At 36.8% G+C, this 25,714-nt stretch carries 23 protein-coding genes and 1 riboswitch; of the genes, 1 reads left to right on the forward strand and 22 read right to left on the reverse strand.

Going from position 1 to position 25,714, the window contains the following annotated elements:
- Nucleotides 1-25 precede the first annotated feature (25 nt).
- From L6W14_RS18105 to sufC, 9 genes are all read right to left on the reverse strand, one after another.
- Nucleotides 26-1,393: a bifunctional metallophosphatase/5'-nucleotidase gene (locus L6W14_RS18105; RefSeq protein WP_131521223.1), complete on the reverse strand. Its 1,368-nt coding sequence runs from the start codon at nt 1,391-1,393 to the stop codon at nt 26-28.
- A gap of 20 nt (nt 1,394-1,413) precedes the next feature.
- Nucleotides 1,414-2,238, reverse strand: a complete 825-nt coding sequence (locus tag L6W14_RS18110) for a sulfite exporter TauE/SafE family protein (RefSeq protein ID WP_131521222.1) — start codon at nt 2,236-2,238, stop codon at nt 1,414-1,416.
- A complete protein-coding gene (locus L6W14_RS18115; protein WP_237898575.1) occupies nt 2,238-3,095 on the reverse strand; it encodes a DUF72 domain-containing protein in 858 nt (285 codons plus the stop codon). Before L6W14_RS18115 ends, L6W14_RS18110 begins: the two co-directional genes overlap by 1 nt.
- A gap of 156 nt (nt 3,096-3,251) precedes the next feature.
- Nucleotides 3,252-4,247: an ABC transporter substrate-binding protein gene (locus tag L6W14_RS18120; protein ID WP_237898578.1), complete on the reverse strand. Its 996-nt coding sequence runs from the start codon at nt 4,245-4,247 to the stop codon at nt 3,252-3,254.
- A gap of 252 nt (nt 4,248-4,499) precedes the next feature.
- The gene (gene sufB / locus L6W14_RS18125; RefSeq protein ID WP_016993620.1) at nt 4,500-5,897 is read right to left on the reverse strand and encodes a Fe-S cluster assembly protein SufB; all 1,398 of its coding nucleotides are present in this window, start codon (nt 5,895-5,897) and stop codon (nt 4,500-4,502) included.
- A 98-nt stretch (nt 5,898-5,995) separates the two neighbouring features.
- Complete coding sequence (gene sufU, locus L6W14_RS18130; RefSeq protein WP_036078619.1) at nt 5,996-6,421, reverse strand: Fe-S cluster assembly sulfur transfer protein SufU; 426 nt, start codon at nt 6,419-6,421, stop codon at nt 5,996-5,998.
- Nucleotides 6,411-7,640: a cysteine desulfurase gene (locus L6W14_RS18135; RefSeq protein ID WP_048394396.1), complete on the reverse strand. Its 1,230-nt coding sequence runs from the start codon at nt 7,638-7,640 to the stop codon at nt 6,411-6,413. The genes sufU and L6W14_RS18135 overlap by 11 nt, the downstream gene beginning before the upstream one ends.
- Nucleotides 7,640-8,947: a Fe-S cluster assembly protein SufD gene (gene sufD, locus L6W14_RS18140; protein WP_131521219.1), complete on the reverse strand. Its 1,308-nt coding sequence runs from the start codon at nt 8,945-8,947 to the stop codon at nt 7,640-7,642. Before sufD ends, L6W14_RS18135 begins: the two co-directional genes overlap by 1 nt.
- 18 nt (nt 8,948-8,965) lie before the next feature.
- Nucleotides 8,966-9,745 carry a Fe-S cluster assembly ATPase SufC gene (sufC, locus tag L6W14_RS18145; protein ID WP_016994918.1) on the reverse strand — a complete coding sequence of 260 codons (780 nt, stop codon included), beginning with the start codon at nt 9,743-9,745 and terminating at the stop codon, nt 8,966-8,968.
- 589 nt (nt 9,746-10,334) lie between these two features.
- Between sufC and L6W14_RS18150 the strand changes: the two genes are divergently transcribed.
- Nucleotides 10,335-11,237, forward strand: coding sequence for a glutamate biosynthesis transcriptional regulator GltC (locus L6W14_RS18150; RefSeq protein WP_131521218.1), 903 nt, complete (start codon nt 10,335-10,337; stop codon nt 11,235-11,237).
- A 38-nt stretch (nt 11,238-11,275) separates the two neighbouring features.
- Here L6W14_RS18150 and L6W14_RS18155 read toward each other — a convergent pair whose 3' ends face one another.
- The 13 genes from L6W14_RS18155 to L6W14_RS18215 form a co-directional block, all read right to left on the reverse strand.
- Complete coding sequence (locus L6W14_RS18155; protein ID WP_237898580.1) at nt 11,276-14,455, reverse strand: hypothetical protein; 3,180 nt, start codon at nt 14,453-14,455, stop codon at nt 11,276-11,278.
- Nucleotides 14,452-15,873, reverse strand: a complete 1,422-nt coding sequence (locus L6W14_RS18160; RefSeq protein WP_237898582.1) for a glycosyltransferase family 2 protein — start codon at nt 15,871-15,873, stop codon at nt 14,452-14,454. The genes L6W14_RS18155 and L6W14_RS18160 overlap by 4 nt, the downstream gene beginning before the upstream one ends.
- Nucleotides 15,874-16,917: a HEAT repeat domain-containing protein gene (locus L6W14_RS18165; RefSeq protein WP_131521215.1), complete on the reverse strand. Its 1,044-nt coding sequence runs from the start codon at nt 16,915-16,917 to the stop codon at nt 15,874-15,876.
- Nucleotides 16,914-17,786: a response regulator gene (locus tag L6W14_RS18170; protein WP_131521214.1), complete on the reverse strand. Its 873-nt coding sequence runs from the start codon at nt 17,784-17,786 to the stop codon at nt 16,914-16,916. Before L6W14_RS18170 ends, L6W14_RS18165 begins: the two co-directional genes overlap by 4 nt.
- 212 nt (nt 17,787-17,998) lie before the next feature.
- A complete protein-coding gene (locus tag L6W14_RS18175; protein ID WP_131521213.1) occupies nt 17,999-18,850 on the reverse strand; it encodes a MetQ/NlpA family ABC transporter substrate-binding protein in 852 nt (283 codons plus the stop codon).
- A gap of 68 nt (nt 18,851-18,918) precedes the next feature.
- The gene (locus L6W14_RS18180) at nt 18,919-19,587 is read right to left on the reverse strand and encodes a methionine ABC transporter permease (protein WP_131521212.1); all 669 of its coding nucleotides are present in this window, start codon (nt 19,585-19,587) and stop codon (nt 18,919-18,921) included.
- On the reverse strand, nt 19,577-20,605 hold the full coding sequence (locus L6W14_RS18185; RefSeq protein ID WP_131521246.1) for a methionine ABC transporter ATP-binding protein: 1,029 nt from the start codon (nt 20,603-20,605) through the stop codon (nt 19,577-19,579). The genes L6W14_RS18180 and L6W14_RS18185 overlap by 11 nt, the downstream gene beginning before the upstream one ends.
- Before the next feature lie 82 nt (nt 20,606-20,687).
- Nucleotides 20,688-20,791, reverse strand: a riboswitch (SAM riboswitch).
- Nucleotides 20,792-20,847: 56 nt separating this feature from the next.
- Nucleotides 20,848-21,159: a thioredoxin family protein gene (locus tag L6W14_RS18190; protein ID WP_036078640.1), complete on the reverse strand. Its 312-nt coding sequence runs from the start codon at nt 21,157-21,159 to the stop codon at nt 20,848-20,850.
- A gap of 14 nt (nt 21,160-21,173) precedes the next feature.
- On the reverse strand, nt 21,174-21,515 hold the full coding sequence (locus L6W14_RS18195) for a toprim domain-containing protein (protein ID WP_004228229.1): 342 nt from the start codon (nt 21,513-21,515) through the stop codon (nt 21,174-21,176).
- Nucleotides 21,516-21,606: 91 nt separating this feature from the next.
- On the reverse strand, nt 21,607-21,987 hold the full coding sequence (gene gcvH / locus L6W14_RS18200) for a glycine cleavage system protein GcvH (RefSeq protein ID WP_004228227.1): 381 nt from the start codon (nt 21,985-21,987) through the stop codon (nt 21,607-21,609).
- A gap of 81 nt (nt 21,988-22,068) precedes the next feature.
- Entirely contained in the window at nt 22,069-22,425 is a 357-nt protein-coding gene (locus tag L6W14_RS18205; protein ID WP_131521211.1) for an arsenate reductase family protein, read from the reverse strand.
- A 184-nt stretch (nt 22,426-22,609) separates the two neighbouring features.
- Complete coding sequence (locus L6W14_RS18210; RefSeq protein WP_131521210.1) at nt 22,610-24,394, reverse strand: acyl-CoA dehydrogenase family protein; 1,785 nt, start codon at nt 24,392-24,394, stop codon at nt 22,610-22,612.
- A gap of 126 nt (nt 24,395-24,520) precedes the next feature.
- Complete coding sequence (locus L6W14_RS18215; RefSeq protein ID WP_131521209.1) at nt 24,521-25,693, reverse strand: acetyl-CoA C-acetyltransferase; 1,173 nt, start codon at nt 25,691-25,693, stop codon at nt 24,521-24,523.
- Between the last annotated feature and the right edge of the window lie 21 nt (nt 25,694-25,714).

The raw sequence follows: 25,714 nt of genomic DNA on the forward strand, positions 1-25,714 counted from the left end.
CCCCATTCCATTCTTTAAACTCTCTCTATTGTTTAAAGAATCTTTGACCATAATCTATCATAATGTTTCGTAAAAATTCAGGTAAAATATATTGTTTTTTTGCATATTTAAAACTTGGATAAAAATAACCAAATGTAAACAGATCCAATGTGACCAGTTTATAAGTGTGATTTTGATCTGCTAGCTTACCATTAATTAATAATTGTCGATTTTCATTCATGGAAAATCCATATGTCAATATTTTTCCAAAAATGACGCCTCGAAACCCTAATCCTTTTAGTTCGATATAGGGCCATTCTTCATTTTTGGATTGCATATAAATTTCTTTCATTTCAGCGACGGATAATTCAATTGTACATAAATTAATGGGATGTGGAAAAATTCGGTGCAAATCTAAAGCAGTCACTATTCCCTTAGGAAGACCATCTAAAAATATCCCTGCATTGAATAATGCACAGTCGGCTCCGCTTTTTTCCAAAATTGCATGTGCAAATAAATCAGACAGCTGTGAATAATGGAACCATTCCTTGTTGTAGGCTTTTTTTGTTGTAAAAACTGGAGTATCCAATATTCTGTTTCCTTCATCCTCCAAAAACTGTACCATCATCTGTTCATTTTTAACAATTGGCAAATCCTTATTATGAATTAAAGTATCCTTTTTTTCAACAATTTTCCTCAATTTTTTATCATATTCTATGATAAGATGTCCAGTATATTGACCAAACTTACCTCCACCTGTCAGTAAAACCCCATTAATCACTTTGCCCTCTGGTAGGACATGATGCGTATGAGAGCCGAATATAACATCAATTTCTGGACACTCATCCGCTAAGAGCTCATCCTCTGTAATGCCTAAATGGGATAAGCATACAACAATGTCTACTTCTTCACGTAGTTGATGCGCTAAACGTAGTAGTGTACTTCGAGCATCGTCCATATGCCAATTTAATTCTTCATAATATACTTCAAACATGGCCGTGGCTGCAATGACGCCAATTTTCGTACCCATTGCTGTTGTTAAGATTACATAAGGCTTCATCCATGCTGGCTTCATCCCGTGGGAGGCATATACATTTGCAACTACAACATCAAAATTAGCATTGTCATACAAGTGGAAGAGCTCTTCATGGGATAATGTAATGCCTTCATTGTTGCCGATTGTCACCACATCGTAACCCGCCTCATTTAACAATCGCACATTCCCTTTCCCAACTGTTGCTTCTGTATAAATATTGGAACGATCTAAATGATCTCCGACATCAAACAAATAGCTTGTTTCCCCTATACTCCCTAATTTATTGCGCATTTCTTTCACATAGCTTTGCATTCGTGGCCAATACTTAAAATGACTATGCAAATCATTTGTGTGAAAAATATGGATCTTTTCAAGCATTAAAGCCACCTCACTTCAAATTAAGCTAATATGCCTTCTATAATAGACCGAATTCCTAGTAATAAGAGAATAATCCTTAAAGCTAGTACAAGTGTATCGGATTTAATTCTTTTATTTAACGCAGCACCCAGCTTTGCTCCAACATAAGCACCAGGAATAACTGGAATAGTATAAAGCCAAGGTACATGACCGAAATAAACATGGCTTGCAGAATTAACGATGGACGTTAAAAATACCATAAACATCGATGTTGCCACCGCGACATGTGGTGGGAATAAGAATAAAATAATCATTGCTGGCACGATCATGGAGCCGCCACCTATTCCAAATAAACCAGAAGCAAAGCCAATACCAAATGTTAATGTAATAGCAAACCAAATGGGATAGCCATATACATAGTTTTTTCCCTCAGAGTCAGTAAATTCTTGTTGCATACCATTTTTTACAAACCATTTTACAGGCTTCAGTTTGTCCCGCACAAGCAAAATAATCGATAAAATAATAAGTAAAATACCAAAATACAAATTAAAGGATGGTAAATCTAACCCTTTATTGACCCATGCGCCAAGGATTGTTCCTGGAATACTTCCAATAAAGAATATAAAACCACTTTTATAATCCACCGTTTTAGATTTCATATAGCTTAGCGTGGAGGCAAGTCCCGTGAAAATCATCATCACCACTGATAAACCGACTACTCTTTGTGGTGTAATATCTGGAATCATTCCTAAATTTAAGCCGATGTATAATGTTGCTGGTACTAATACTACACCACCGCCTAGCCCAACTAATGAGCCAATTAGACCAGCAAGCAAGGCAATGATGACTAATAAAATAAATTCCATTATAGTTCCCCTTCAAACATGTTTAATTGTTTAGGTGCCAACCCGACATCGTTAATATTTAACATACCTTGTAGCTCCTTTGCGTTTTTCGCTGCATGATTACCAGAATTATTATTAAATAAAACGAAGAGTTCATTGACCTCTGGTTCAAGCTTTTTCATGCTATCCCCAAGCTGCAGTAATTCTTCTTTATTATAATCATATAAGAAGCGAACTTTACGCCAATTTTCTGCATTTCCCGTGTTCCGCCATCCATGTATATTGCGACCATGAAGACGAATCAACGCTTTATTTGCAGTCACTACAGGGTAGAAAGGAACAGATCCTACACCAGCCTGTGGCTCATCACAAATCGTATGAATAAATTGATGTTCTCGTAAGAAATCTATCGTTTGCTTGACAACATTTTCTGCATACCATGTTTGATTTCGAAATTCAATCGCTACTTCAAAATCCTTTAGCTGTTGTCGGATATACAATAAATATTGCACATTTTTTCCCTGGCAATCAAACCATGGTGGAAATTGTACTAATACCATGGCTAGCTTTCCATAACGTTTAAATTCATTGGCACACTCAATAAATGCATTGAACATATCATTTTTTGATTCAAAGGGAATCTCTCCACGTAAATGACCCGTCATGCCTTGGTAAGCTTTCACAACAAAACGGAAGTTTTCAGGTGTATCCTCACACCATTTCCGAATATGCTCTTTGGCTGGTATGGCATAAAAAGAAGTATCTACTTCAACCGTTAAAAAATGACCTGTGTAATCAAATAATTTATCCTTTGAAGTAGTCACTCCACTATAAAGTGAAGGGTGATCGCCCCAACCAGTTAATCCTACTACAATCATGTGACATCCTCCTCTATGTACATAATCATAGCACACAGTATGTCACTACAAATAAACATCATGTAAAAAATCTACCTTCTTTTATCACTTAATTATGCCAAAGAAAAAGCATGAGTCCATATTCCATTGAACTCATGCTACTATAACAGGCGACGTTTATTTCACAAGATTTTGCTGAATAGCCTCTAAAAACTTAATTCGGCTGTATGCAGGGCCACCCTCCATTAATGGATCTAGTACATTAACAAATACTTGATCATTTTTAAATGCAGTAATATTTTGGATAATTGGATTCTTTTTAAAGTCTTCTAAAGCATTCGGCGCGTCCGCATTTTCATCTGTTGAAAACTGCACAAATAAATAATCAGGATTCATATCTGCAAGCTGCTCAACAGAAATAGCCTCTTGAGATTTAGCTTTAGCAACTTCATCAGGTACTGCTAAACTAAGCTCTCCATAAAGAACTGCATTTAAAAATACTTCTTTTGGATAAACATACGCTTGTCCTCCACGAATACGAATAGCCGCCACTTTTTGATCTTGTAGTTTTTCAGTTAACGTGGATTTAACAGCTTCAATATCAGCTTTATATGTAGATAATATCTTCTCAGCATCTGCTTGCTTACCAGTTAGTTCAGCTAGTAAATTCAAATTAGATTCCCAGTTCGTCGAAATATGTGAAACCAAAATTGTAGGTGCAATTTTCTCTAATTTACTTTGTACCTCTTCTGGAAACTTTGTGGAGCCTAAAATGACATCTGGATTTAATTCTACTATTTTTTCAAAATTTGGTTTAATCTTCTCACCAATAGATTCTGCTTTGTCTGTTACCGAAGCATATAGCTCAGGGAATTTGCCGCCAATAGCAATAGCTCCAACTGGGTGAACATCCAGCACAACCATATCCTCCATTGCTTCCATAGCTCCTGTTACAACAATTCTTTCCACTTTTTCTGGCACTTCATAGCTTTCACCAAGATATTCAATCGTTCTCGTGCCATTTTCATTTGTTGATTCTTCTTTTGTTTGTGTCACATCTTCTTTTCGTGTATCAGTGGAGGATTCCTCTTCTACTGCCTTCTTCTCCCCACATGCGGCGAGAATGAGTATAAATAATGCTATGAAACTAATAAATAAAAACTTCTTTTTCATTTACCGATTCTCCTTTGAATGATGATTGTTAGGATGATTAACTATCTCATCTGGTTTATTGAAGAACTGAACATCTTCTAGATTTATCAGCCCCCTTTAATTGATATTGATTCTCATTATCATTTTAGTATGTAATCTTTAAAAAATCCAGTACTATTTCGATATATTATAAATATCCATTTTTATTCTCAACGTAAAAACACAAAAAACCCCTAGTCACAATTTATGTTGTGACTAGGGGTGGCTAATAAATTAACCGATAGAACCTTCCATCTCGAATTTAATCAGACGGTTCATTTCTACTGCGTATTCCATTGGTAGTTCTTTTGTGAATGGCTCGATGAAGCCCATTACGATCATTTCTGTTGCTTCTTCTTCAGAAATTCCGCGAGACATTAAATAGAATAATTGTTCTTCAGATACTTTTGAAACTTTTGCTTCGTGCTCTAAAGATACATTATCATTAAAGATCTCGTTATAAGGAATTGTATCAGAAGTCGATTGATTATCCATAATCAGCGTATCACATTCGATGTTAGCACGTGCACCACTTGCTTTAGGACCGAAACGAACTTGTCCCATATACGTTACCTTACCACCTTGTTTAGCAATCGATTTAGAAACGATTGTTGAAGATGTATTTGGTGCCATATGGATCATTTTTGCGCCAGCATGTTGGTGTTGTCCTTTACCTGCTAATGCAATCGATAATGTCATACCACGAGCACCTTCACCTTTTAGGATACATGCTGGGTATTTCATTGTTAATTTGGAACCGATGTTACCATCAATCCATTCCATTGTACCGTTTTCTTCTACAACTGTACGTTTTGTTACAAGATTGTAAACATTGTTCGCCCAGTTTTGAATCGTTGTATAACGGCAATATGCATCTTTACGAACAACAATTTCTACAACTGCTGAGTGTAAGGAGTTTGTTGTGTAAACAGGAGCTGTACAACCTTCAACATAGTGTACGTGAGCCCCTTCATCTACAATAATAAGTGTACGTTCGAATTGACCCATATTTTCTGAGTTAATACGGAAGTAAGCTTGTAATGGTGTTTCTACTTTAACACCTGGTGGCACATAAATAAATGATCCACCTGACCATACTGCTGAGTTTAAAGCAGCAAATTTATTGTCTGTGTAAGGAATCACTTTGCCCCAATATTGTTTGAAAATATCTTCGTTTTCACGTAAAGCAGAGTCAGTATCTTTGAACACAATACCAAGATCTTCAAGGTCTTTTTTCATGTTGTGATAAACTACCTCAGACTCATATTGTGCAGATACACCTGCAAGATATTTTTGTTCTGCTTCTGGGATACCTAATTTATCAAAAGTTGCTTTGATTTCATCAGGTACTTCATCCCATGATTTTTGAGTAGCTTCTGATGGTTTTACATAGTACGTAATTTCATCAAAATCTAAATCTCCAAGATCGCCACCCCATTGTGGCATCGGTTTTGTATAAAATGTTTCAAGAGCTTTTAAACGGTATTCAAGCATCCATTCTGGCTCTTGTTTCATATTTGAAATTTCACGGACGATTTCTTCAGTTAAACCGCGTTTTGAACGGAAAATTGATACGTCCTTGTCATGGAAACCGTATTTGTAATCGCCGATATCAGGCATTTTTTTAGCCATCGTTTCTCCTCCGTTCATTGAGATGTATTTTCTAGGTAATCATCCCTTGCTTTGAGTGAAGCCATAGTAGCTTTCACTCAAGAACAAGGAAGTAAGATTTATTTCACACCTTTTTCCATTGCTTTCCAAGCCAATGTTGCACATTTAATTCGTGCTGGGAATTGTGAAACACCTTGCAGTGCCTCCACATCCTCTAGGTCATATTTATCACTGTACTCTTCACCCATCATCATTTTAGAAAAAATATCAGAAAGCTCAATAGCTTCTTCTACTTTTTTCCCTTTGATGAGCTGTGTCATCATTGATGCAGAAGACATAGAAATAGAACAGCCTTCACCATCAAATTTCGCATCCTCTACAACACCGTCAGTCACTTTTAATGTTAAATGAATACGATCACCACATGTAGGATTGTTCATATCAATCGTTACAGCATCCTCTTCTAAAGAGCCTTTATTACGAGGATTTTTATAGTGATCCATAATGACTGAACGATATAGTTGATCTAAATTATTAAAAGACATCGCCAAAATACTCCTTCGCAGAACGTAACCCTGCAACTAAACGGTCAATATCTTCCTCTGTATTGTACAGATAGAAGCTTGCACGCGCTGTCGCTACTTGCTGAAGACATTTCATTAGTGGCTGTGCACAATGATGTCCTGCACGAACAGCAATCCCGTTCATGTCAAGCACCGTTGCCACATCATGTGGATGTACATCATCTAGATTAAATGTTACTAATCCACAACGCTTCATAGGGTCACGTGGGCCGAAAATTTTCAAACCGTCAATTGTTTCAAGTTGATCCATTGCGTAGCCTGCAAGCTTATGCTCATGCTCTAGAATGTTATCTAACCCGATATCAGTTAAGAAATCAATAGCGGCTCCTAATCCTATTGCACCTGCAATAATAGGCGTTCCACCTTCAAATTTCCACGGTAATTCCTTCCACGTTGACTCATAAAGCCCAACAAAATCAATCATTTCGCCACCAAACTCAATTGGCTCCATCTTTTCAAGGTGTTCCTTTTTACCATATAGTACACCTATTCCAGTTGGTCCGCACATTTTATGCCCTGAGAAACCTAAGAAATCTACATCTAAATCTTGCACATCAATTTTCATATGTGGCGCAGCCTGTGCACCATCAGCTACCATGACAGCACCATTAGCATGTGCAATTTGAGCAATTTCTTTAATTGGATTTATTGTTCCAAGTACGTTTGATGCCATAGACACCGAAACAATTTTTGTTTTAGGTGTGACTGTCGCACGTACTTTCTCTAGGCTAAGAGTGCCATCTGCTTCAAGCTCAATGTATTTTAAAGTTGCATTTTTTTCTTTGGCTAATTGTTGCCAAGGAATAATATTGGAATGATGCTCCATATGAGTAATGACTATTTCATCACCCTCGACAACATTTGCACGTCCATAACTTGTCGCAACTGTATTTAAAGCGGTTGTTGTCCCACGCGTAAAAATAATTTCCTGTGTTGATTGTGCATTAATAAACTTACGAACCTTTTCACGAGCACCTTCATATTTATCTGTTGCACGGTTTCCTAGTGTATGCACCCCACGGTGAACATTGGAATTATCAAATTCATAATAAGCTTTAATCGCTTCAATCACTTGAACAGGCTTCTGAGACGTCGCTGCACTATCAAGATATACAAGTCTATGACCATTTACATCCTGATTTAAAATTGGGAAATAGCTTTTAATGTCTTTATTCATCATTAGCGAACTTTCCTTTCAATAACCTCCGTCAGTTGCTTTTGAACGCCTTCAATTGGTAATTGCGTAACAACTGGCGCAAGGAATCCATGGATAACAAGGCGCTCTGCTTCTGCTTTCGAGATACCACGGCTCATTAAATAGTAAAGCTGTAATGGATCTACTCGACCAACAGATGCTGCGTGTCCTGCTGTTACATCATCTTCGTCAATTAATAAAATTGGGTTTGCATCCCCACGAGCTTTTTCTGACAGCATTAATACACGTGATTCTTGTTGTGCATCGGCTTTTGTTGCACCATGCTCGATATAGCCAATACCGTTAAAGATTGATTGAGCTGCATCTTTCATGACACCATGCTTTAAGATATGCCCGTTAGAGTTTTTACCCCAATGACGAACCTCAGTAGTGAAGTTAAGTTTTTGTTCTCCACGACCAACTACGACTGTTTTTGTATCTGCATGAGAACCGTCACCAATCAAATGTGTAATGTTTTCAGAGATTGTGTCTGAATCATTCATTAAACCAAGAGCCCAGTCAACTTTCGCGTCACGTGCTAAACGTGCACGACGATTTACATAAGTCGTAAAGCCTTTTGCAAGGACATCCACTGCACCATATGTCACCTGTGCATTATCTTGAACAACAACTTCTGCAATAATATTCGCTTGCCCTTTTGCCTCTTCAACTGTTGAAACATATGTTTCAACATATGTTACAGCTGAATTCGCTTCTGCTACTACTAAAACATGGTTATATAATGAAGCTTCTGCATTGTCATTAAGGAAAACAACTTGAAGTGGTTGCTCAATGATCACGTTTTTTGGTACGTATACAAACACACCACCATTAACAAGTGCTGCATGAAGTGCTGTTAATTTATGCTCATCTACTTTAACTGCTTCAGTCATAAAGTATTTTTGAACAAGTTCGCTATGTTCACGAACTGCTGTGAAAATATCAGTAAAAATAACACCTTTATCCGCAAGTTCTTGTGATGCCTTAATATATGCTGGTGTATTATTACGTTGAATATATAGGTTTTCTTGTGCTTCAAGGTCAATTAAACCTTTTGCTTCTTCAGGTAGAGCATCCAATGAAGGGAATGCCTCACTATGAACTGCCAACGCTGGGAAGTTCATGAAATCCCATTTTGTAATATTTGTTCTATCTGGTTTTGGCAAATCTAAACCAGTTACTTTGTCTAGTGCTGCCGCGCGAAGTTCTGTAAACCATGTTGGTTCACCATTTGCTTCTGAGAACGAGCGCACGTCCTGTACTGTTACAGGCAAGTTAAGTTCCACTGTCATGCTAGTTCGTCCTCCTTCTTATGCTTCTTGTTCTTCTGTTTCTTCTTCGATTCCTAATTCTTTTTTAATCCAGTCATAACCTTCTGCTTCTAAGCGTTGTGCAAGCTCTGCACCACCTGATTTAACAACACGTCCTTGCATCATTACGTGTACATGGTCTGGTGTAATGTAGTTTAATAGGCGTTGATAGTGTGTAATCATTAAGCAGCCAAAGCCTTCACCACGCATTGCGTTGATGCCTTTTGAGACAACTTTCAATGCATCGATATCAAGACCAGAGTCAATTTCATCTAAGATTGCAAATGTTGGTTTAATCATCATTAATTGAAGAATCTCATTACGTTTTTTCTCACCGCCAGAGAAACCTTCATTTAAATAACGTTGAGCCATATCTTCGTTCATTTCAAGGAATTCCATGTTTTTATCTAATTCGCGGATAAATTTCATTAATGAAATTTCATCGCCTTCTTCACGACGCGCGTTAATTGCTGAACGTAAGAAATCAGCATTTGTAACACCAGCAATTTCAGATGGATATTGCATAGCTAGGAATAAACCAGCTTGAGCACGCTCGTCTACTTCCATTTCAAGCACATCTTCGCCATCTAACTCAACAGTACCTGAAGTTACTTCATATTTTGGATGACCCATAATAGCAGAAGCTAGTGTTGATTTACCAGTTCCGTTTGGTCCCATAATTGCGTGAATTTCGTTTGTATTAATTGTAAGATTTACGCCTTTTAAAATCTCTTTTCCGTCGATAGCAACGTGAAGATCTTTAATAACTAAAGTTGACATGAAAATACCTCCATAGTGTTCAGTGAATGGGTCAACCATTCCTTAATTATCATCATTCTAATCTTAACTGAAAATCGTTCTCTATGCAAACCATTTCAATTACTTTCCCATTCCTTAAATAAAATCTTTAAAAATAAAGACTTTGTAAGCATTTTCAGTTTATTACTACTTCACCTAAACAATGAGAATAGACTTTCTTCATTTTCAATAAAATCCCTCTAATTGAGAATTGATTTCATCTAGCTACATAGTGAAAACCTCGAGAAAAGTGCTAATTGTAGCGGTTTTGTGACAAATTAGCATAAACAACATATCTATACTATAACCTATTTCATGAAAATGGAATCAATTTAAGTTCATATTGCAAGAAAGAAATTTTGCTATAAAAATTGATGGATTGTATCCAACGTTTCTGCCATTTCTCCATTAATTTAGATGATATGCCCATAAATATCCTTTTATTTCCAGTAAAAATGCATCTAACAGCATATTATTTTTATTTTGACATGAACAGTCCTTTTTCATCTTAAATAATATATAATTAAGGTATAATCAATCTTATTTTTAGATTAATAGAGGTGAAATGTTAGTGGAGTTACGTCAATTACGCTATTTTGTAGAGGTTGCTGAACGTGAGCATATTTCCGAGGCTGCTGAGCATCTTCATGTAGCCCAATCTGCCATTAGTCGGCAAATCGCAAATCTTGAAGATGAGTTAGGCACTCCGTTATTTGAACGAGTGGGACGAAATGTCAAATTAACTCCAATAGGGAAGACATTTCTTGAGCATACCATTACAGCATTAAAGGCCATCGATTTTGCAGCAAAGCAGGTAGAAGAATATCTTGATCCTGCAAAGGGCTCAATTAAAATCGGCTTTCCAACAAGTTTAGCTAGCTATGTTCTGCCAACCGTTATTTCAGCCTTTAAACGAGAATATCCTGATTTACAATTTCAACTCCGTCAAGGGTCTTATCGATTTTTGATTGATGCAGTCAAAAATAGGGAGTTGAACCTCGCCTTTTTGGGACCCCTGCCCCCGAAGGACGAATCCATTCAATCAACCATTCTGTTTACTGAAAATATTGCCGCACTCCTACCAGCCAATCATCCATTAGCTAAAAGAGAAAGCATACAGCTTGCAGAGTTGAAAAATGATTTATTCGTATTATTTCCAGATGGTTACATTTTGCATAAGGTAGCGATGGATGCTTGTCGAGCTGCAGGCTTTTTACCTAATGTCATTTCAGAGGGGGAAGATTTGGATGCATTAAAGGGCTTAGTCGCCGCTGGCATAGGTGTTAGTCTATTACCAGAAAGCTCTCTTTATGATTCAGCAGCTCGCTTTACCATCAAGGTCCCTATTGAATCTCCTACAATCCCTAGAACTGTTGGTATTATTTCACCCGTAAATCGAGAAATTGCACCATCAGAAGTCATTTTCTTAGATTTTGTGAAAAACTTTTTTTCTCGTCTTTCACAATTTCAATAAAAAAGAGCTAAGGGTAGAAGAATCAACCCTTAGCTCCTTTAATATGATTTAAATAATTTTTGTAAAATATAATAGGATTGTTTTAAGCGCTCTTCATATTTTGGAACTTGCCATGTTTCCCATGTATAAGCAGACAGTGGTGGTAAAATACCATTAGTAGCTGCTGGCATAGATTGAACAACGTTGTTTTCTTTATCTACAAATAAAGCACCAATATAAATATTGTCTACTTTAACGGCCGCTTTATCGCCATCTTTATACAGGTTACCTATAAACTCACGCTGACTCGGATCTTTAGCTTGAATCAATAACCAAGGGATGCGAAGTTCGATAACATTGTCATCGGTCCAAGAATAATCAACTAAAGAATCATAATCTTTTGCTTCTGGATTAGCATTTCCTTGAAGTAATTTTCCTGTTTCGTAGATACTAAAATCAGTCGTTCTATTTTGCTCAGGTAAAAATAGTTGTTTATTTAATACATAGTAAATAGGGGCGAACTTTCCACTATTTTTCATGGCATTAGCCATTCGGGGAGCAATTAAATTTAAACGGTGGCCATATAAATAATCATAGAAATCGTAGTATTCATCAATAACAACCTTAGATTGACCATTTTTATTGAGCTCAACTATAAAATCAACACCATTTGAAAACGTCATATTTTTTATAGATGTAGCAGACGTATTTCCTTGATCTGGTACAACATCTAATAAAATGCGAGGGGAGGTATTGGCTAACTCCTCACTTTTTAATTTAATGTACATATAGCGCTCATCATAGTCTACTGCAAAATCTGTTGGATTGTTTGGTGCAGTATCATATAGCTGTTTACCCGTCCATTCCGTTGTCTCTCCATCTACTTTTACCTTCAGTCTATCAAAGCTTAATAATCCAAACTGTTGCTCATTTGTTTGAGCATTGGACCAAAATGGTCGACGATTCGGATCATCATAATCCATCGTATTCCATGTTCGTTTAAACCACTCATCTTGCCATGTAAAAACAAGTCCTCCCAGGAGCCCTTCATGCATAATATCCTCAAATAAATGTTGAAGTGTTTCTCCCTGTGCTTGTTCTGACATTTGCCCCTGATTCCAACCATATACATTATCATGTGTTTTACCACGTGATGCTGGGATACCAAATTCCGCAATAAGAACAGGCATAGTATGAGCTTCATGGAGCTCTTTTAAATAACCTGCATAGCTATTTTTATTCCCTCGGAAATCGACATAATTTAAATAATCTTTATCGAAATTAAAGAAGTCAGGGTAGTAAGGATACACATGATAGGAAGCAAATTGTCCAGGCGCAGTCATTTCTCCTTTTGTATAAATAACATTTGGATTGACCCCTACTAAATCTTCCTCCTCTGATGGCTCTGACGGATGTTCAAGAATGTCAGTTGTGACCCAGTTCGTGAAACTCATTGGACGTAGCCAGTTATATTTTTCCTTTTCATAAACTGACACCACATCCATTTGTTCTGCTAGCCAATGCTCAAACGGAGAGGCACCCTTGGTTTCAAAAAAAGTACCGTTGTATTGACCAATATTTGCATGTTTTTCATTTGTTCCCACAACCATGTGTGGATACCATTCAATTCCTAGTACCCATCCTATAACATATTTTGATACGTCTACATCATACAAGCCAGATGCATGTCCTGGGCGAGGCTCCACATAGATATTTCCATGAATGACATCTACCATTTGTTTCATTTCTAATTGGAAATCTTCTAACGTATCTTTATCATAGGCGTCCAATGAACCTGCTAAGCCCTCTTCATTAATCCAAACCCCATGTAAAACATATAATGGTTTTTTTGGATGTTCTTCATTATATTTAGCAAGTGCTCTATAAAAGCCTGGTGGATGTAATGTATAGACTCGTATCGTATTAGCATTCATGTCTGCTATTTGTTTAAACCATCGATAATATTCCTCTTCTGTAATGGCTGCTTCTCCAGGAAAGGCGCCAGGTTTCCCCATTCCGATATTGACACCCTTAAATACGATTGGTTCCCATTTGCCATCTCTTAGCACCTCAAAAGATTGTCCCTGAATCCTTGCATTATAGTTTAATTTCTCATGATTTACAGTATCCTGAACCTCTTTATGCTCAAATGCATCAAATATTTGATGCATTACTGGGATGTAAATGGACCAATAAAACGAACTGTCCGCATACTTCTCAGCATATTTATAGATTGTAGGTAACCCTTTTATTTTATAAATATTCGGTACCCGTGCGATATCATTAAAATCTCCCGCAAAATAATAACTAGATGTGTAGCTTTTATCTTGGCCTACAATTGCTGCAAATTGTTCTGGAATGCCATTATCCTTTAACAGCTCTGTTCCTTTTTTTGTTAAATCCCATTTATAATTTGCAAGAGCATCTTCAGCATATTTAGGAGTAATAATATCAAACCAATAATCGTATTGCGCCCGTGCAGATGAATGAAAGAATTTTTTCCCATTTTCAGTAAACTGCACTTGAATTCCTTCAGATTTAACATGCTTGTTCATCTCTAGAACAAGGAGCTCCTCAGTTATTTCGTTAAATAGTAAAAAGCCTCCACCTTTATATGACCAATTATCGCTATGTTCATCGATCACCCATTGCGGTATCTCTAAGTTTTTATGATAATCAAGCTCATCGAAATAACGCCCGATCCAGCCAGACCATGTGATTCCTAAATAATCCTGTAATTCTTTACGAACTTCCCCTGATGTTGGGGAAGCAAACGTGTTATACTCAGCTATTAACATACTCTTTTTTTTGCTGGCTAAGCGTTCGACGATTGCCTGCCATTCTTTTTGTTCAAGTCCCCCCACAATTTTTTCAGAACGTTCACCTAAACGTTTTGTTTGTTGTAAATCATCTTTATAAACTCCGTACGAATCTGCCAAATAAATGACATCATAGTCCCTATAATCCTTTGGTAAATTCTTTTCTACAACACTTTTAGTTTCATCGTTTGGGACCGTACCATAATAATCGCGTTCTACGTCATAAGGTTCATTATTTAATCTATATTTATAATGGTTTAAAAACCAATTCACCCCTAAGTGCTCTCGGTAAGACTCATTCGGAACGGTTTTATCTATAATGGCCACATTAAGCTGTTTTTCATCTTCTAAGTACCACCATGTAATAGGGATTATCACGAGGACTAGAACGACCATAACCCCTATATAGATTCGTTTCATACACTTTTCTCCTTTTCAGCAATGCCGACACGTTTCATATTACCCCAGTCACTTTTTCTTAAGACAAAACGAAGTAATCCCTCACAGCGCCAGAATAATGTTAGTGGGCGATACCAAAAAATTTCTGTAAACGCTAAAAGAATCATGCGTAACAACTCTCTTTTTTTCGGATACGTATTCATACTCCACGATTCAAACAATATTGCCGCTATTGAAAAAATAACACCATAAATAACGAATAGTAGTAGCAGCATGAGTGCAACCTCATAATAAATTTTCCCTAAGAAAAAGGCTATGACAATATAAATATATCCTCCTAACTCGACAAGAGGCCCTAGACATTCCACTAGCCAAAAATACGGGAACGAAAGAAATCCAATCATTCCATATCTAGGATTCAAGGTCATTTTTTTATGCTTCCATAGACTTTCAAATAACCCTTGATGCCACCTTCTTCGTTGATTGCGTAGTACTCCTAATGTTTGAGGTGCTTCCGTCCAGCAAACTGGGTCAGGTACAAATTCAATACGCTTATTTTCTTTTTTTTCTTTTATAAGTCGATGGATATTCACCACCAGTTCCATATCTTCCCCAATAATATTGGTTGAATATCCACCTGCTTCAACAGCCCATTTTTTAGAGAAAACACTAAATGCTCCGGAAATAATAAGGACTAAATTGAATTTACTTAACGCTATTCGCCCCATTAAAAATGCCCGAAAATATTCGATTACTTGCATGATTACTAAGTAATTACTAGGTAATTGAGTCTCATAAATAGAGCCAAACTGCATCTTTGCACCATTTGCAATACGAATATTACCTCCTGCTGCAATGACCTCACCATCAGATAAAATGATAGGCTTCATCACCCGCAGCAAGGATTTTTCATCTAAAATGGAGTCCCCATCAATAGAGCAAAAATACGGATATTGAGATACATTAATACCCACATTTAGTGCATCAGCCTTACCACCATTTTCTTTATCAACTAAAATACAATTTTTATAGATTTCAGATTCATATATTTGCTTAATGTCTTTTGTAGGGATATTAGTTCGGACAATTTTATTGATTGGCTTCATTTGAAAATGTTCGATGACCGTTTGAAGGGTTTTATCTGTAGACCCATCGTTAATAATGATAATTTCAGTTTGAGGATAACGTAAATTCAATAATGAATAAACTGTATCTACAACTCCTACTTCTTCATTGTAAGCAGGAACAAGTAACGATACCGGTTTTGAATAAAGGGCATCTATATGTGCATCATCATACTCTGATAGATCAAGACGATAGCGTTTTCTTAAATCCAGCATTGCAATGATGAACATTGTACAATACGAAACGATAACGAACAGCATATAAAATAAAATGATGCCTCCAAAAAACAACATGCAATAATCAATTATTTTCATTTACTTCCCCTCTTTTCTAGCTGCAATTTCCTGGGCCATTTCAACTGCATATTGGTCATTTGAGGATTCAATGAATTGCTGTAATTTAGCTATACCATGTCGATCTTCTACAATCGTTTTTGCCGCTTGGGAACGTACCCACCAATTCTCATCTTGAAGAAGCTGCTCTAAATAACTATAAGTGTAAGTAAGTGGGACATGCTTAAAAATTTTGGCAACCATTAACCTGGCTTCCCACATTTCTGAAGTCACAAAAGGGACAAAGGGATCCACCTCATCAATAATTCCTATTTCATATAGCCCTTTTAATGCTCTGATGTTAATCTCTGGTGTATCATGGCCTAATAATTTTTTTAATTCATCCAAATACTCCATATTTCTTTTTACAGCAGCAGTATCAATAACTGCAAATTGCATATTAGCCGACAAACTATTAAAATCATGGAAAAATCGAGTAAATACATTATCATCTAATAATACAAATAGTCTTCTATATTCACTTTCAGCGTGATTTACATTGGAATTTTTTATTTTCTCCATAAATAAATCTGGTTGGAAAAGGGAGTATATTTTTAATAACTGGAAATGTTCTTCATCTGTAATGTTATTTTTTTCGAATTCTTGGCACTTCGTTAGCAATTCATCTATTTGTAAGTCTGCAATTCGATAGAGGGCATTCATTCGAATACTCCATCGTCTACTGGATAAATCTTTTTCGTAGAATGCTTTTAAATATTGATTGGAGAATTGTTTAATTTTTAATTCCACCTGTTCATTCCTTATATTCTTTAAATAGGATGAAAAAATTTTTTCAATAGCTTCTACTTGGGGGCTTCCTCGAGGTACTAATACGATACTAAAAAATGCGTTATTGAATAAGTAATCATACCAAAGTTGAGAATAATTTTGTAAATAACGGTCACAAACTTTTTCAAAATAGCTTTCACGCTGTCGCTGAACAAGTAAATACATTAAAAAGATAAAGAGCACAACTAATAAGAAGGAAACTATTGCTAAAAGCGTCGAAATAGTCAGCTTAATCATAACCAAAACCTCGCAAACGTTCTTTTAATTTTGGCTTCTAGCAAACGTAAATTAAATGGTTTGACAATATATTCATCAACACCGCCCTCATAAGCATTAAGCGCTGCCCCTTCAGAATTGCGTTCTGACATCATATAAATAATAAATTTCTTTTCATTTGGCATATGTCGTAAGATATGCAATATTTCTAAGCCATTTTTTAGCGGTAAAATATCATTCATAAGAATTAGATGCATATGCCCCGATTTATAATCATCCGATTGCAAAAAGCTATAGCCATCCTCATAAACCTTTACCTCTAAAGAAAAATAAGGGATATTTATTTGGTTAAGCGTTGACTCTAATACTTGTCTAAAAATGGCGTTTTGCTCAATAATACTAACTTTCACTAATTCAGTTGGTTGCTCACAGTAATCCTTTACCTCTGCTATACTCCATGTTAATTGCTCATCCCCTGATAACATCTGTTTATTTTTATTTAACAGCTCTTCAAAAATAACGTTATTATTTCTTATTTCTGTTATAGAGGCCTTTAATGCAATCTGTTGGAACTTCCGTTCTGCTTTTAAGATGGCAAATATTCGTTTTAAAAACGCCCTAGCTTCTACATCACTACTTTGTAAAAAGAAGATGCCCCAATGATCCCCATCGGATAATTGAAAAAGCAAGTCTGTCTTGCGTATTTTTGATTGTAAAAACGAGGTAACTTGATCATTCACATTTTCATTTAGTTGTGTAGCATTAGCTGTTTTTAAAAAGACTGCTGTTATAGTAAGGCGTGATCTAATCACACTTTCTCGCCATATTTTAAAGTAGCGCTCTACTTCATGTTCTTGCATGATGTCATGGGTGAATTTTATATCATTCATTAGAATCACTCCATCTAGTTTTTTCTTATTATTACTTTCTATCATTTATTTCGCAAATTAACAACATTACTATAGTAATAAATGTGACTAAACAATATCTGAACATAAATAGACGTCATAAAAAATACATAGTTTCTCATCAATTTAACTACAAATAAAAAAGAGTACATAAGTCGTTAAACTTATGTACCCTTTTATAAAATTTCTAATTCTTATTTTACCGGTACTACTGCACCTTTCCACTCTTCTAAAATGAAGTCTTGGATTTCTTTAGATGTTAATACTTCTAATAATTTTTTAATTTCAGGTTTTGTTTCATCACCTGCACGTACAGCGATGATGTTAACATATGGAGATTCTTTATCTTCAAGAGAAATAGCATCTTCAATTGGGTTTAAACCGTTATCGATGGCAAAGTTAGAATTGATAAGTACTGCATCGCCTTCATCATTTTCGTACATTTGTACAAGCATTTCTGGTGCAGTATTTGCATCGAATTTAAAGTTTTTAGGATTTTCTTCAATGTCCTTTAATTCTGCTGCTGTTTTATCAATGCCTTCTTTTAATTTAATTAAGCCTTTAGCCTCTAACAATGACAGCATACGACCATGGTCAGATACTGAGTTAGAAAGTAAAATTGTTGCGCCTTCAGGCAGGTCTTCTAACGTTTTATATTTTTTAGAGTAAATTCCGATTGGTTCAATGTGAACGCCACCTGCATTAACGAAATCATAGCCATTGTCTTTAATTTGTAGCTCTAAGTAAGGAATGTGCTGGAAATAGTTTGCATCAATATCTTTTGACTCTAAATCTTGGTTTGGTAAAACATAATCTGTATATGTTTCAATTTCAAGATCAATACCTTCTTTAGCTAAGATCGGTTTTGCTTTGTCTAAAATAACTGCGTGTGGTGTATTAGAAGCACCTACTTTTAATGTTACGTTTTCTTTACTATCTGTTTGATCGCCAGATGCTGATTTTTCATCTTCTTTTTTATCTGTACCGCAAGCTGCTAATGCTAGTACAAGTATTGATAAAAATAATCCTGCTAATAACTTTTTCATTTATGACACTCCCTTTTATTTGTTTTAAATATGTTAGCGGTAAAAACCGGAATAACCTCAATTTCGTGCTAGCGTTTATCAATTTTCTCAGTAATTAAATCACCAATCCATTGAATAATAAATACGACTACTAAGATCAAAATAGTTGCCATTAATGTCACATCTTGGCGATTTCGCTGGAAGCCGTCTAAGAAAGCTAAGTTACCAAGACCACCTGCACCAATAATTCCTGCCATCGCTGTATAACCTACAAGAGCAACAGCCGTTACGGTGATACCAGAAATCAAAGCTGGTAATGATTCAGGAACCAATACTTTCCAAATAATTGTAGAAGTTTTCGCTCCCATTGAACGAGCCGCTTCAATGACACCTTTATCAATTTCACGTAACGCAATTAATACCATACGAGCATAAAACGGTGCTGCACCGATAATTAAAGCAGGTAACGCCGCATTGGCACCACGAATTGTACCTAGTAACAACTTCGTAAATGGAATTAATAAAATAATTAATACGATAAATGGAATGGAACGGAAAATATTAACGAGTGATCCCGTTAAAAAGTTAACGATTTTATTTGCCCATAACTGATTGGGACTAGTTAAAAATAGAACAATACCAATGACTAACCCAAGAATAAATGTCACAACCGTTGATATAGCTGTCATGTATAAAGTTTCATACGTAGCTTGCCACATATTTTCCCAGTCTACATTCGGAAAGAGATTAGTTAGCATTTTCAATCACCTCCGTCTGTACTTCCACTGTATTTAAATAACGAAGGGCTTCAGTGACGTTTTTCTGAGAGCCATCAATTTGCACAATCAATGTACCATATGCACCATTTTTTGTTTGTGAAATATTTCCGTGAACAATACTTACTTCTACATCAAATTGTTTCACAAGATGTGAGATGACTGGCTGTTCTGTTTTTTCACCAACAAAAATAAGTTTGACAAGTTGTCCAGTTGGATAGTTTGTTTTAATTTGTGCTACCGTATCCTGTGTTTCCTTAGTGTCTGTAATTTGAGATACAAACTTCTTAGTAATAGCCGCCTGTGGGGCTTGGAAGACTTGCAATACCTCACCACGTTCCACAATTTCGCCTGCCTCCATCACTGCTACACGATGACAAATTTTGCGAATGACATGCATTTCGTGGGTAATCAGGACGATAGTTAAGCCTAAGCGTTCATTTATATCAACGAGTAAATCAAGAATAGCATCCGTTGTTTCAGGATCGAGTGCCGATGTCGCCTCATCACATAGTAAAACCTCTGGATTATTCGCTAATGCACGTGCAATTCCTACACGCTGCTTTTGTCCACCAGAAAGCTGGGATGGATATGCCTTATCGCGCCCTTCTAAGCCTACAAGGGCAATTAATTCCTTCACACGTGCTTCACGTTGAGCCTTTGGGAAGCCTGCGATTTCTAAAGGGAATGCAATATTTTCGGCAACTGTTCTAGACCAAAGTAAATTGAAATGCTGGAAAATCATACTTACCTTTTGTCTAGCCGCTCTAAGCTTTTGCCCTTTTATCGATGAAAATTCTTGATTGTTCACCGTTACTGTTCCTGCTGTCGGTTTCTCTAAACCGTTTAATAAACGAATCATGGTACTTTTACCAGCACCACTATAGCCAATAATGCCAAAAATTTCACCTTTATTAATAGTAAGGTTGACGTCTTTGACTGCCGTTAATTCGCCATTTGCTGTTTTGTATTTCTTTGTAATATTTTGAAGCTGGATCATAGCGAATACTCCTTTTCTCATATAGAAAACCCCTTCACTCACAGACAAGTAGAAGGGGTCACGTATAATACGTTAAACCGTTCTCTCATCTTTCAAAGAAAAATCTTTGGGTGATTTGGCACCTTTTCACATTGTGATGGTTGCCGGGCTTCATAGGGCACTTCCCTCCGCCACTCTTCATAAGAGTTCGATATATTTAATGTTTTAGTAATATATTTGATACTTTACCACGCTAGTAAAGTTCAGTCAATTGATTTTTTTAACAATTCATATAAAAATGGTACGGATTGAAAAGCATAAATCTTTTCTGTCACTTTTCCGCCATCACTGATGAGTAGACATGGAACACTTTCAATTTGATGCTCATAAGCAATGTGTTCCAAAAAGTTGATATTTGCTTTACCAATTTGTAGCTGTGGCAGTAATTGTTCAATAATGGACATCATTTTAGATGCCACTGCACATGTTCCACACATCGGTGTATATAAATAAAATGCAGTTTTCTCTCCTGACTGTTTAGCCGCTTCCCACTGCTCTGTTGACCATTCTTCCATTTACTCACGCAACCTTACAAAATATATTCATTATGGATTGAAAAATGTGCTCGCAGTAAAATCATCGCTAGCACTTTTCTTGGTGTCGTTTCTACTTCCTTATATGTTGGCATTGTGCGCAGATGCTCAGCTTCTGGATAATGTCTGTCCATTAATGCACGTAGCTTATCGCCAGAAGTATCTGCATCAAAAAAAGTAAATAGCTCACAGCCCTCATAGGGATCCAGTAGTTCTTCTAATTGATGCACACCAATTGTACCATTCGTACATAGTATTGTAACATTCTCATTCAAAATAGGCTCAATTTGTAGCTTATCTGAGCGTCCTTCTACTATCAAGCATTTTCCCTCGAACATTACGCCACCTCCATTTAGAGATCCCCACTTATAAGTCATTATATAACAAAAAACGCCGGTAGTTTCCGACGTTTTTCGATTATAGCTTGTCTTATTCAGCGATCATTTCTTCGTATTGCTCTGCTGTCATTAGTTTCTCAACTTCTGATGCGTCAGCAGGCTCAACAACGATCATCCATGCTTTTTCATATGGTGATTCATTAACGAATTCTGGGCTATCTTCTAAATCTGCATTTACTTCCACTACAGTACCTGAGATTGGTGCATATAATTCAGAAACAGTTTTTACTGATTCTACGCTACCGAATGGATCATCTGTTTTGATTTCGTCGCCAACTTGTGGAAGCTCAACGAATACGATATCTCCTAATTCAGATTGTGCGAAGTGAGTAATACCAATACGTACTTTTCCATCTTCTACTTTTACCCATTCATGTTCTTCAGAGTATCGTAAGTCTTTAGGTGTGCTCATGCAAAAAACCCCTCCATAAATATGTAATATATTCACTTTCAGTGTGCCATACTTCTCCTATAAATACAAGGTTTAATACGGTTATTTCCAAGCTTGCTCAAAATCTACTTCTTTAAAACCTAAAGTAACTTTTTTTCCATCTGTCACGATGGGACGTTTCATTAACATGCCATCTGAAGCAAGTAGCTCAAGCTGCTCATCCTCCGTCATTTCCGCTAACTTGTCCTTTAAGCCAAGCTCACGATATTTCATGCCTGAGGTATTAAAAAATTTCTTCAAAGGCTGTCCACTAGCTTGCCAAATAGCTGTTAATTCTTCTTTAGTGGGAGGTTGCTCTGCGATATGTACCTCTTCATAGGCAACCTCATGCTCATTTAACCACTTCTGTGCCTTTTTACATGTTGTACATTTCGGATAATGGAAAAATTGAATCGTCATTACAATGCTCCTCTTCTGTCTTTTTCTGTAGTATACCATCATAGTTGTTTTCAATGGTGAACTTCACTCTTTTTTGTAAGTTTATCCACCAGTTGTGCAAATTTATCCGCTCCTTTTACGATTATCCATCTCATATAAAAAAACCTAGCTATCTTTTGCAGATAGCTAGGTTAAATTTGCACTATTATACAATATATTTTTCAGCATCAATCAATTTAACGGAAGCCTCACGCTTCTTCGCAATTAAATTGTATGGATTATTACGTGTTAGCTTACGCAGTGCAGATAATGTCATACGGGCTGCATCGCCATCCGCTGAAGCAAGAATTGTGTCTTTTGCTTCTTTTTCGATTTCTGAGAATGCTTCTTGGCAGAAAATTTGTGTGTATAGCAATTTTTGATGTGCTTTTTCAGCACCGTCACGAGCAATTGCTTTTTCTGTACGTAAGACAGCTGATTCCATTGCAAATAATTGGTTAGCTATATTCGCAATGTTTACCAATACTTCTTGCTCTTGATCAAGCTTTGCACCAAAGCGTTGTGCTGCTAATCCTGCAGCTAATACAGCAATCTTCTTGGCATTTTTCACTAAATATTTTTCTTGTGCTAACGGCTCTGTACCGATATCTTCTGGCATTAGCATAAGCAGCTCTTGCTGTAAATTTTGGGCAACTTGTAATAATGGTAGCTCACCTTTTAGCGCCTTTTTCATAAATGTGCCAGGTACAATCATGCGGTTAATTTCGTTTGTACCTTCAAAAATTCGATTAATTCGAGAATCACGGTAAATACGCTCTACCTCATATTCAGCCATAAAGCCATAACCGCCATGAAGTTGGACAGCTTCATCAGCAATATAGTCTAAAGTTTCTGAACCGAATACTTTAGCAATAGAGCATTCAATGGCATATTCAGCAATCGCTCCTGCAATTACTTTACCTTGCTTTTGCTCTTCTAGGCTTAATTGGCTTAAACGATCCTCAAATAGACCCACAGTACGATAGTTTAATGATTCTGAAGCATACAATTGAGAAGCCATCGTTGATAATTTCTCTTTTGTCAGATTGAAATCAGAAAGCTTTGTCTTAAATTGCTGACGTTGGTTTGTATACTGAATAGCTAACTCCAATGCACGTTTCGATCCGCCAATTGTGCCCACGCCTAGTTTATAACGACCAATGTTTAAAATATTGAACGCAATAATATGACCACGACCAATTTCACCTAATAGATTTTCTACAGGTACTTCCGCATCTTCCAATACTAATGTACGCGTTGATGATGATTTAATCCCCATTTTCTTTTCTTCAGGACCAACTGAAACACCATTGTAGGCACGTTCTACGATAAAGGCGGAGAATTTATCGCCATCAATTTTTGCGTAGACCACAAATACATCAGCAAAGCCTGCATTCGTAATCCACTGTTTTTCACCATTTAAAATATAATGTGTTCCAGCTTCATTTAATTTTGCAGTCGTTTTTGCACCTAGAGCATCTGAACCTGAACCTGGCTCTGTTAATGCATAGGCAGCGATTAATTCACCTGAAGCAAGCTTAGGTAAATATTTTCTCTTTTGATCTTCATTACCGAATAGAACAATTGGTAATGACCCAATACCAACGTGAGCACCATGTGTGATAGAGAAACCACCTGCAACAGACATTTTTTCAGCGATTAAAGCTGAAGAAACTTTGTCTAATCCTAGCCCTTCGTATTCTTCAGGCACATCTGCTCCAAGTAAGCCTAATTCGCCTGCACTTTTTAGGAGACGCACTGAATGCTCAAATTCATGGTGCTCTAAATTTTCCACTACTGGTAAAACTTCATTTGTAACGTATTCCTCTGTTGTTTTAGCAATCATTTTATGCTCGTCAGTGAAATCTTCCGGTGTAAATACACGATCTAATTCCACATCTTCAATAAGAAATCCGCCGCCTTTAATGAAATCAGTTGTTTTTTCAGTCATGATTAATTCCTCCCAATATATCTTTTTGTTAGTTGATTCCCCTAATGATCATGTATAGAAAAGCTTGACGTATACAATGTTCGGAGGCAACCGTAAACAGTACACCTCAAGCTGATCTAGCAAAAATTATAGAATTTCAAATACGCCAGCAGCACCCATGCCGCCACCAATACACATTGTCACTACACCATATTTCTTCCCTTGACGCTTCAATTCATGAATTAGCTTTAATGTTAAAATAGCTCCCGTTGCGCCTAGAGGATGACCTAATGCAATCGCTCCACCATTCACATTGACTTTCTCTTGGTCGATGCCTAAATGACGTACCACCTGTAATGACTGTGAAGCAAATGCTTCATTGATTTCCCATAAATCAATATCTTCGATGGATAAACCTGCAATTTCCAACGCTTTTGGCACTGCCACGATAGGCCCGATACCCATTACTTCAGGAGGTACACCGCCAACTGCAAAGCCTAGGAATTTTGCCATTGGTGTCAGTCCTTGCTTGTCAGCCTCTTCACGATCCATTACTAGTACAGCTGCTGCACCATCAGAAGTTTGAGAGGCATTGCCCGCCGTTACACTGCCTTTTACGTGGAAAGCTGGACGTAGTTTGGCTAAACCTTCAACTGATGTACCTGGACGTACACCTTCATCCATACTGAATGTGAATTTTTTCACTTGTGCTTTATTGTTATCGTCTACGTAATGCTGTTCCACTTCAATTGGTACAATTTCATCATTGAATTTACCTTCTTTAATTGCCTTTTCAGCAAGCTCATGCGAGCGAACAGCAAAAGCATCTTGGTCTTCACGACTAACATTATATTGACGAGCTACTTCCTCAGCTGTATGCCCCATGCCCATATAATACTGTGGAGCCGTTTCTGCTAAAGTCGGATTTAAACGTGGTGTATTCCCTACCATCGGCACCATACTCATGGATTCTACACCACCAGCAAGAATAGCCTTTGAGTGTCCTAGCATAATTCGCTCTGCTGCATAAGCAATTGCCTGTAAACCTGATGAGCAAAATCTATTGATTGTCAAAGCAGGCGTTGTATCTGGTAATCCAGCAAGTGCCCCAATACTACGTGCTACATTCATTCCTTGCTCTGCTTCTGGCATTGCACAGCCTAAAATTAAATCATCAATTGGCCCTTCATAGCCTGCTCTTTTCAATGTTTCCTTGACTACAACAGCACCAAAATCATCTGGTCTTACTGTTGCTAAAGAACCTTTTTTTGCTTTTCCAATTGGAGTTCGTGCTCCTGCTACAATAACGGCTTCACGCATCGTATTAATCCCCCTTTGTTT

The sequence above is a fragment of the Lysinibacillus sp. ACHW1.5 genome, from assembly GCF_022014815.1.
Lineage (GTDB): Bacteria > Bacillota > Bacilli > Bacillales_A > Planococcaceae > Lysinibacillus > Lysinibacillus capsici.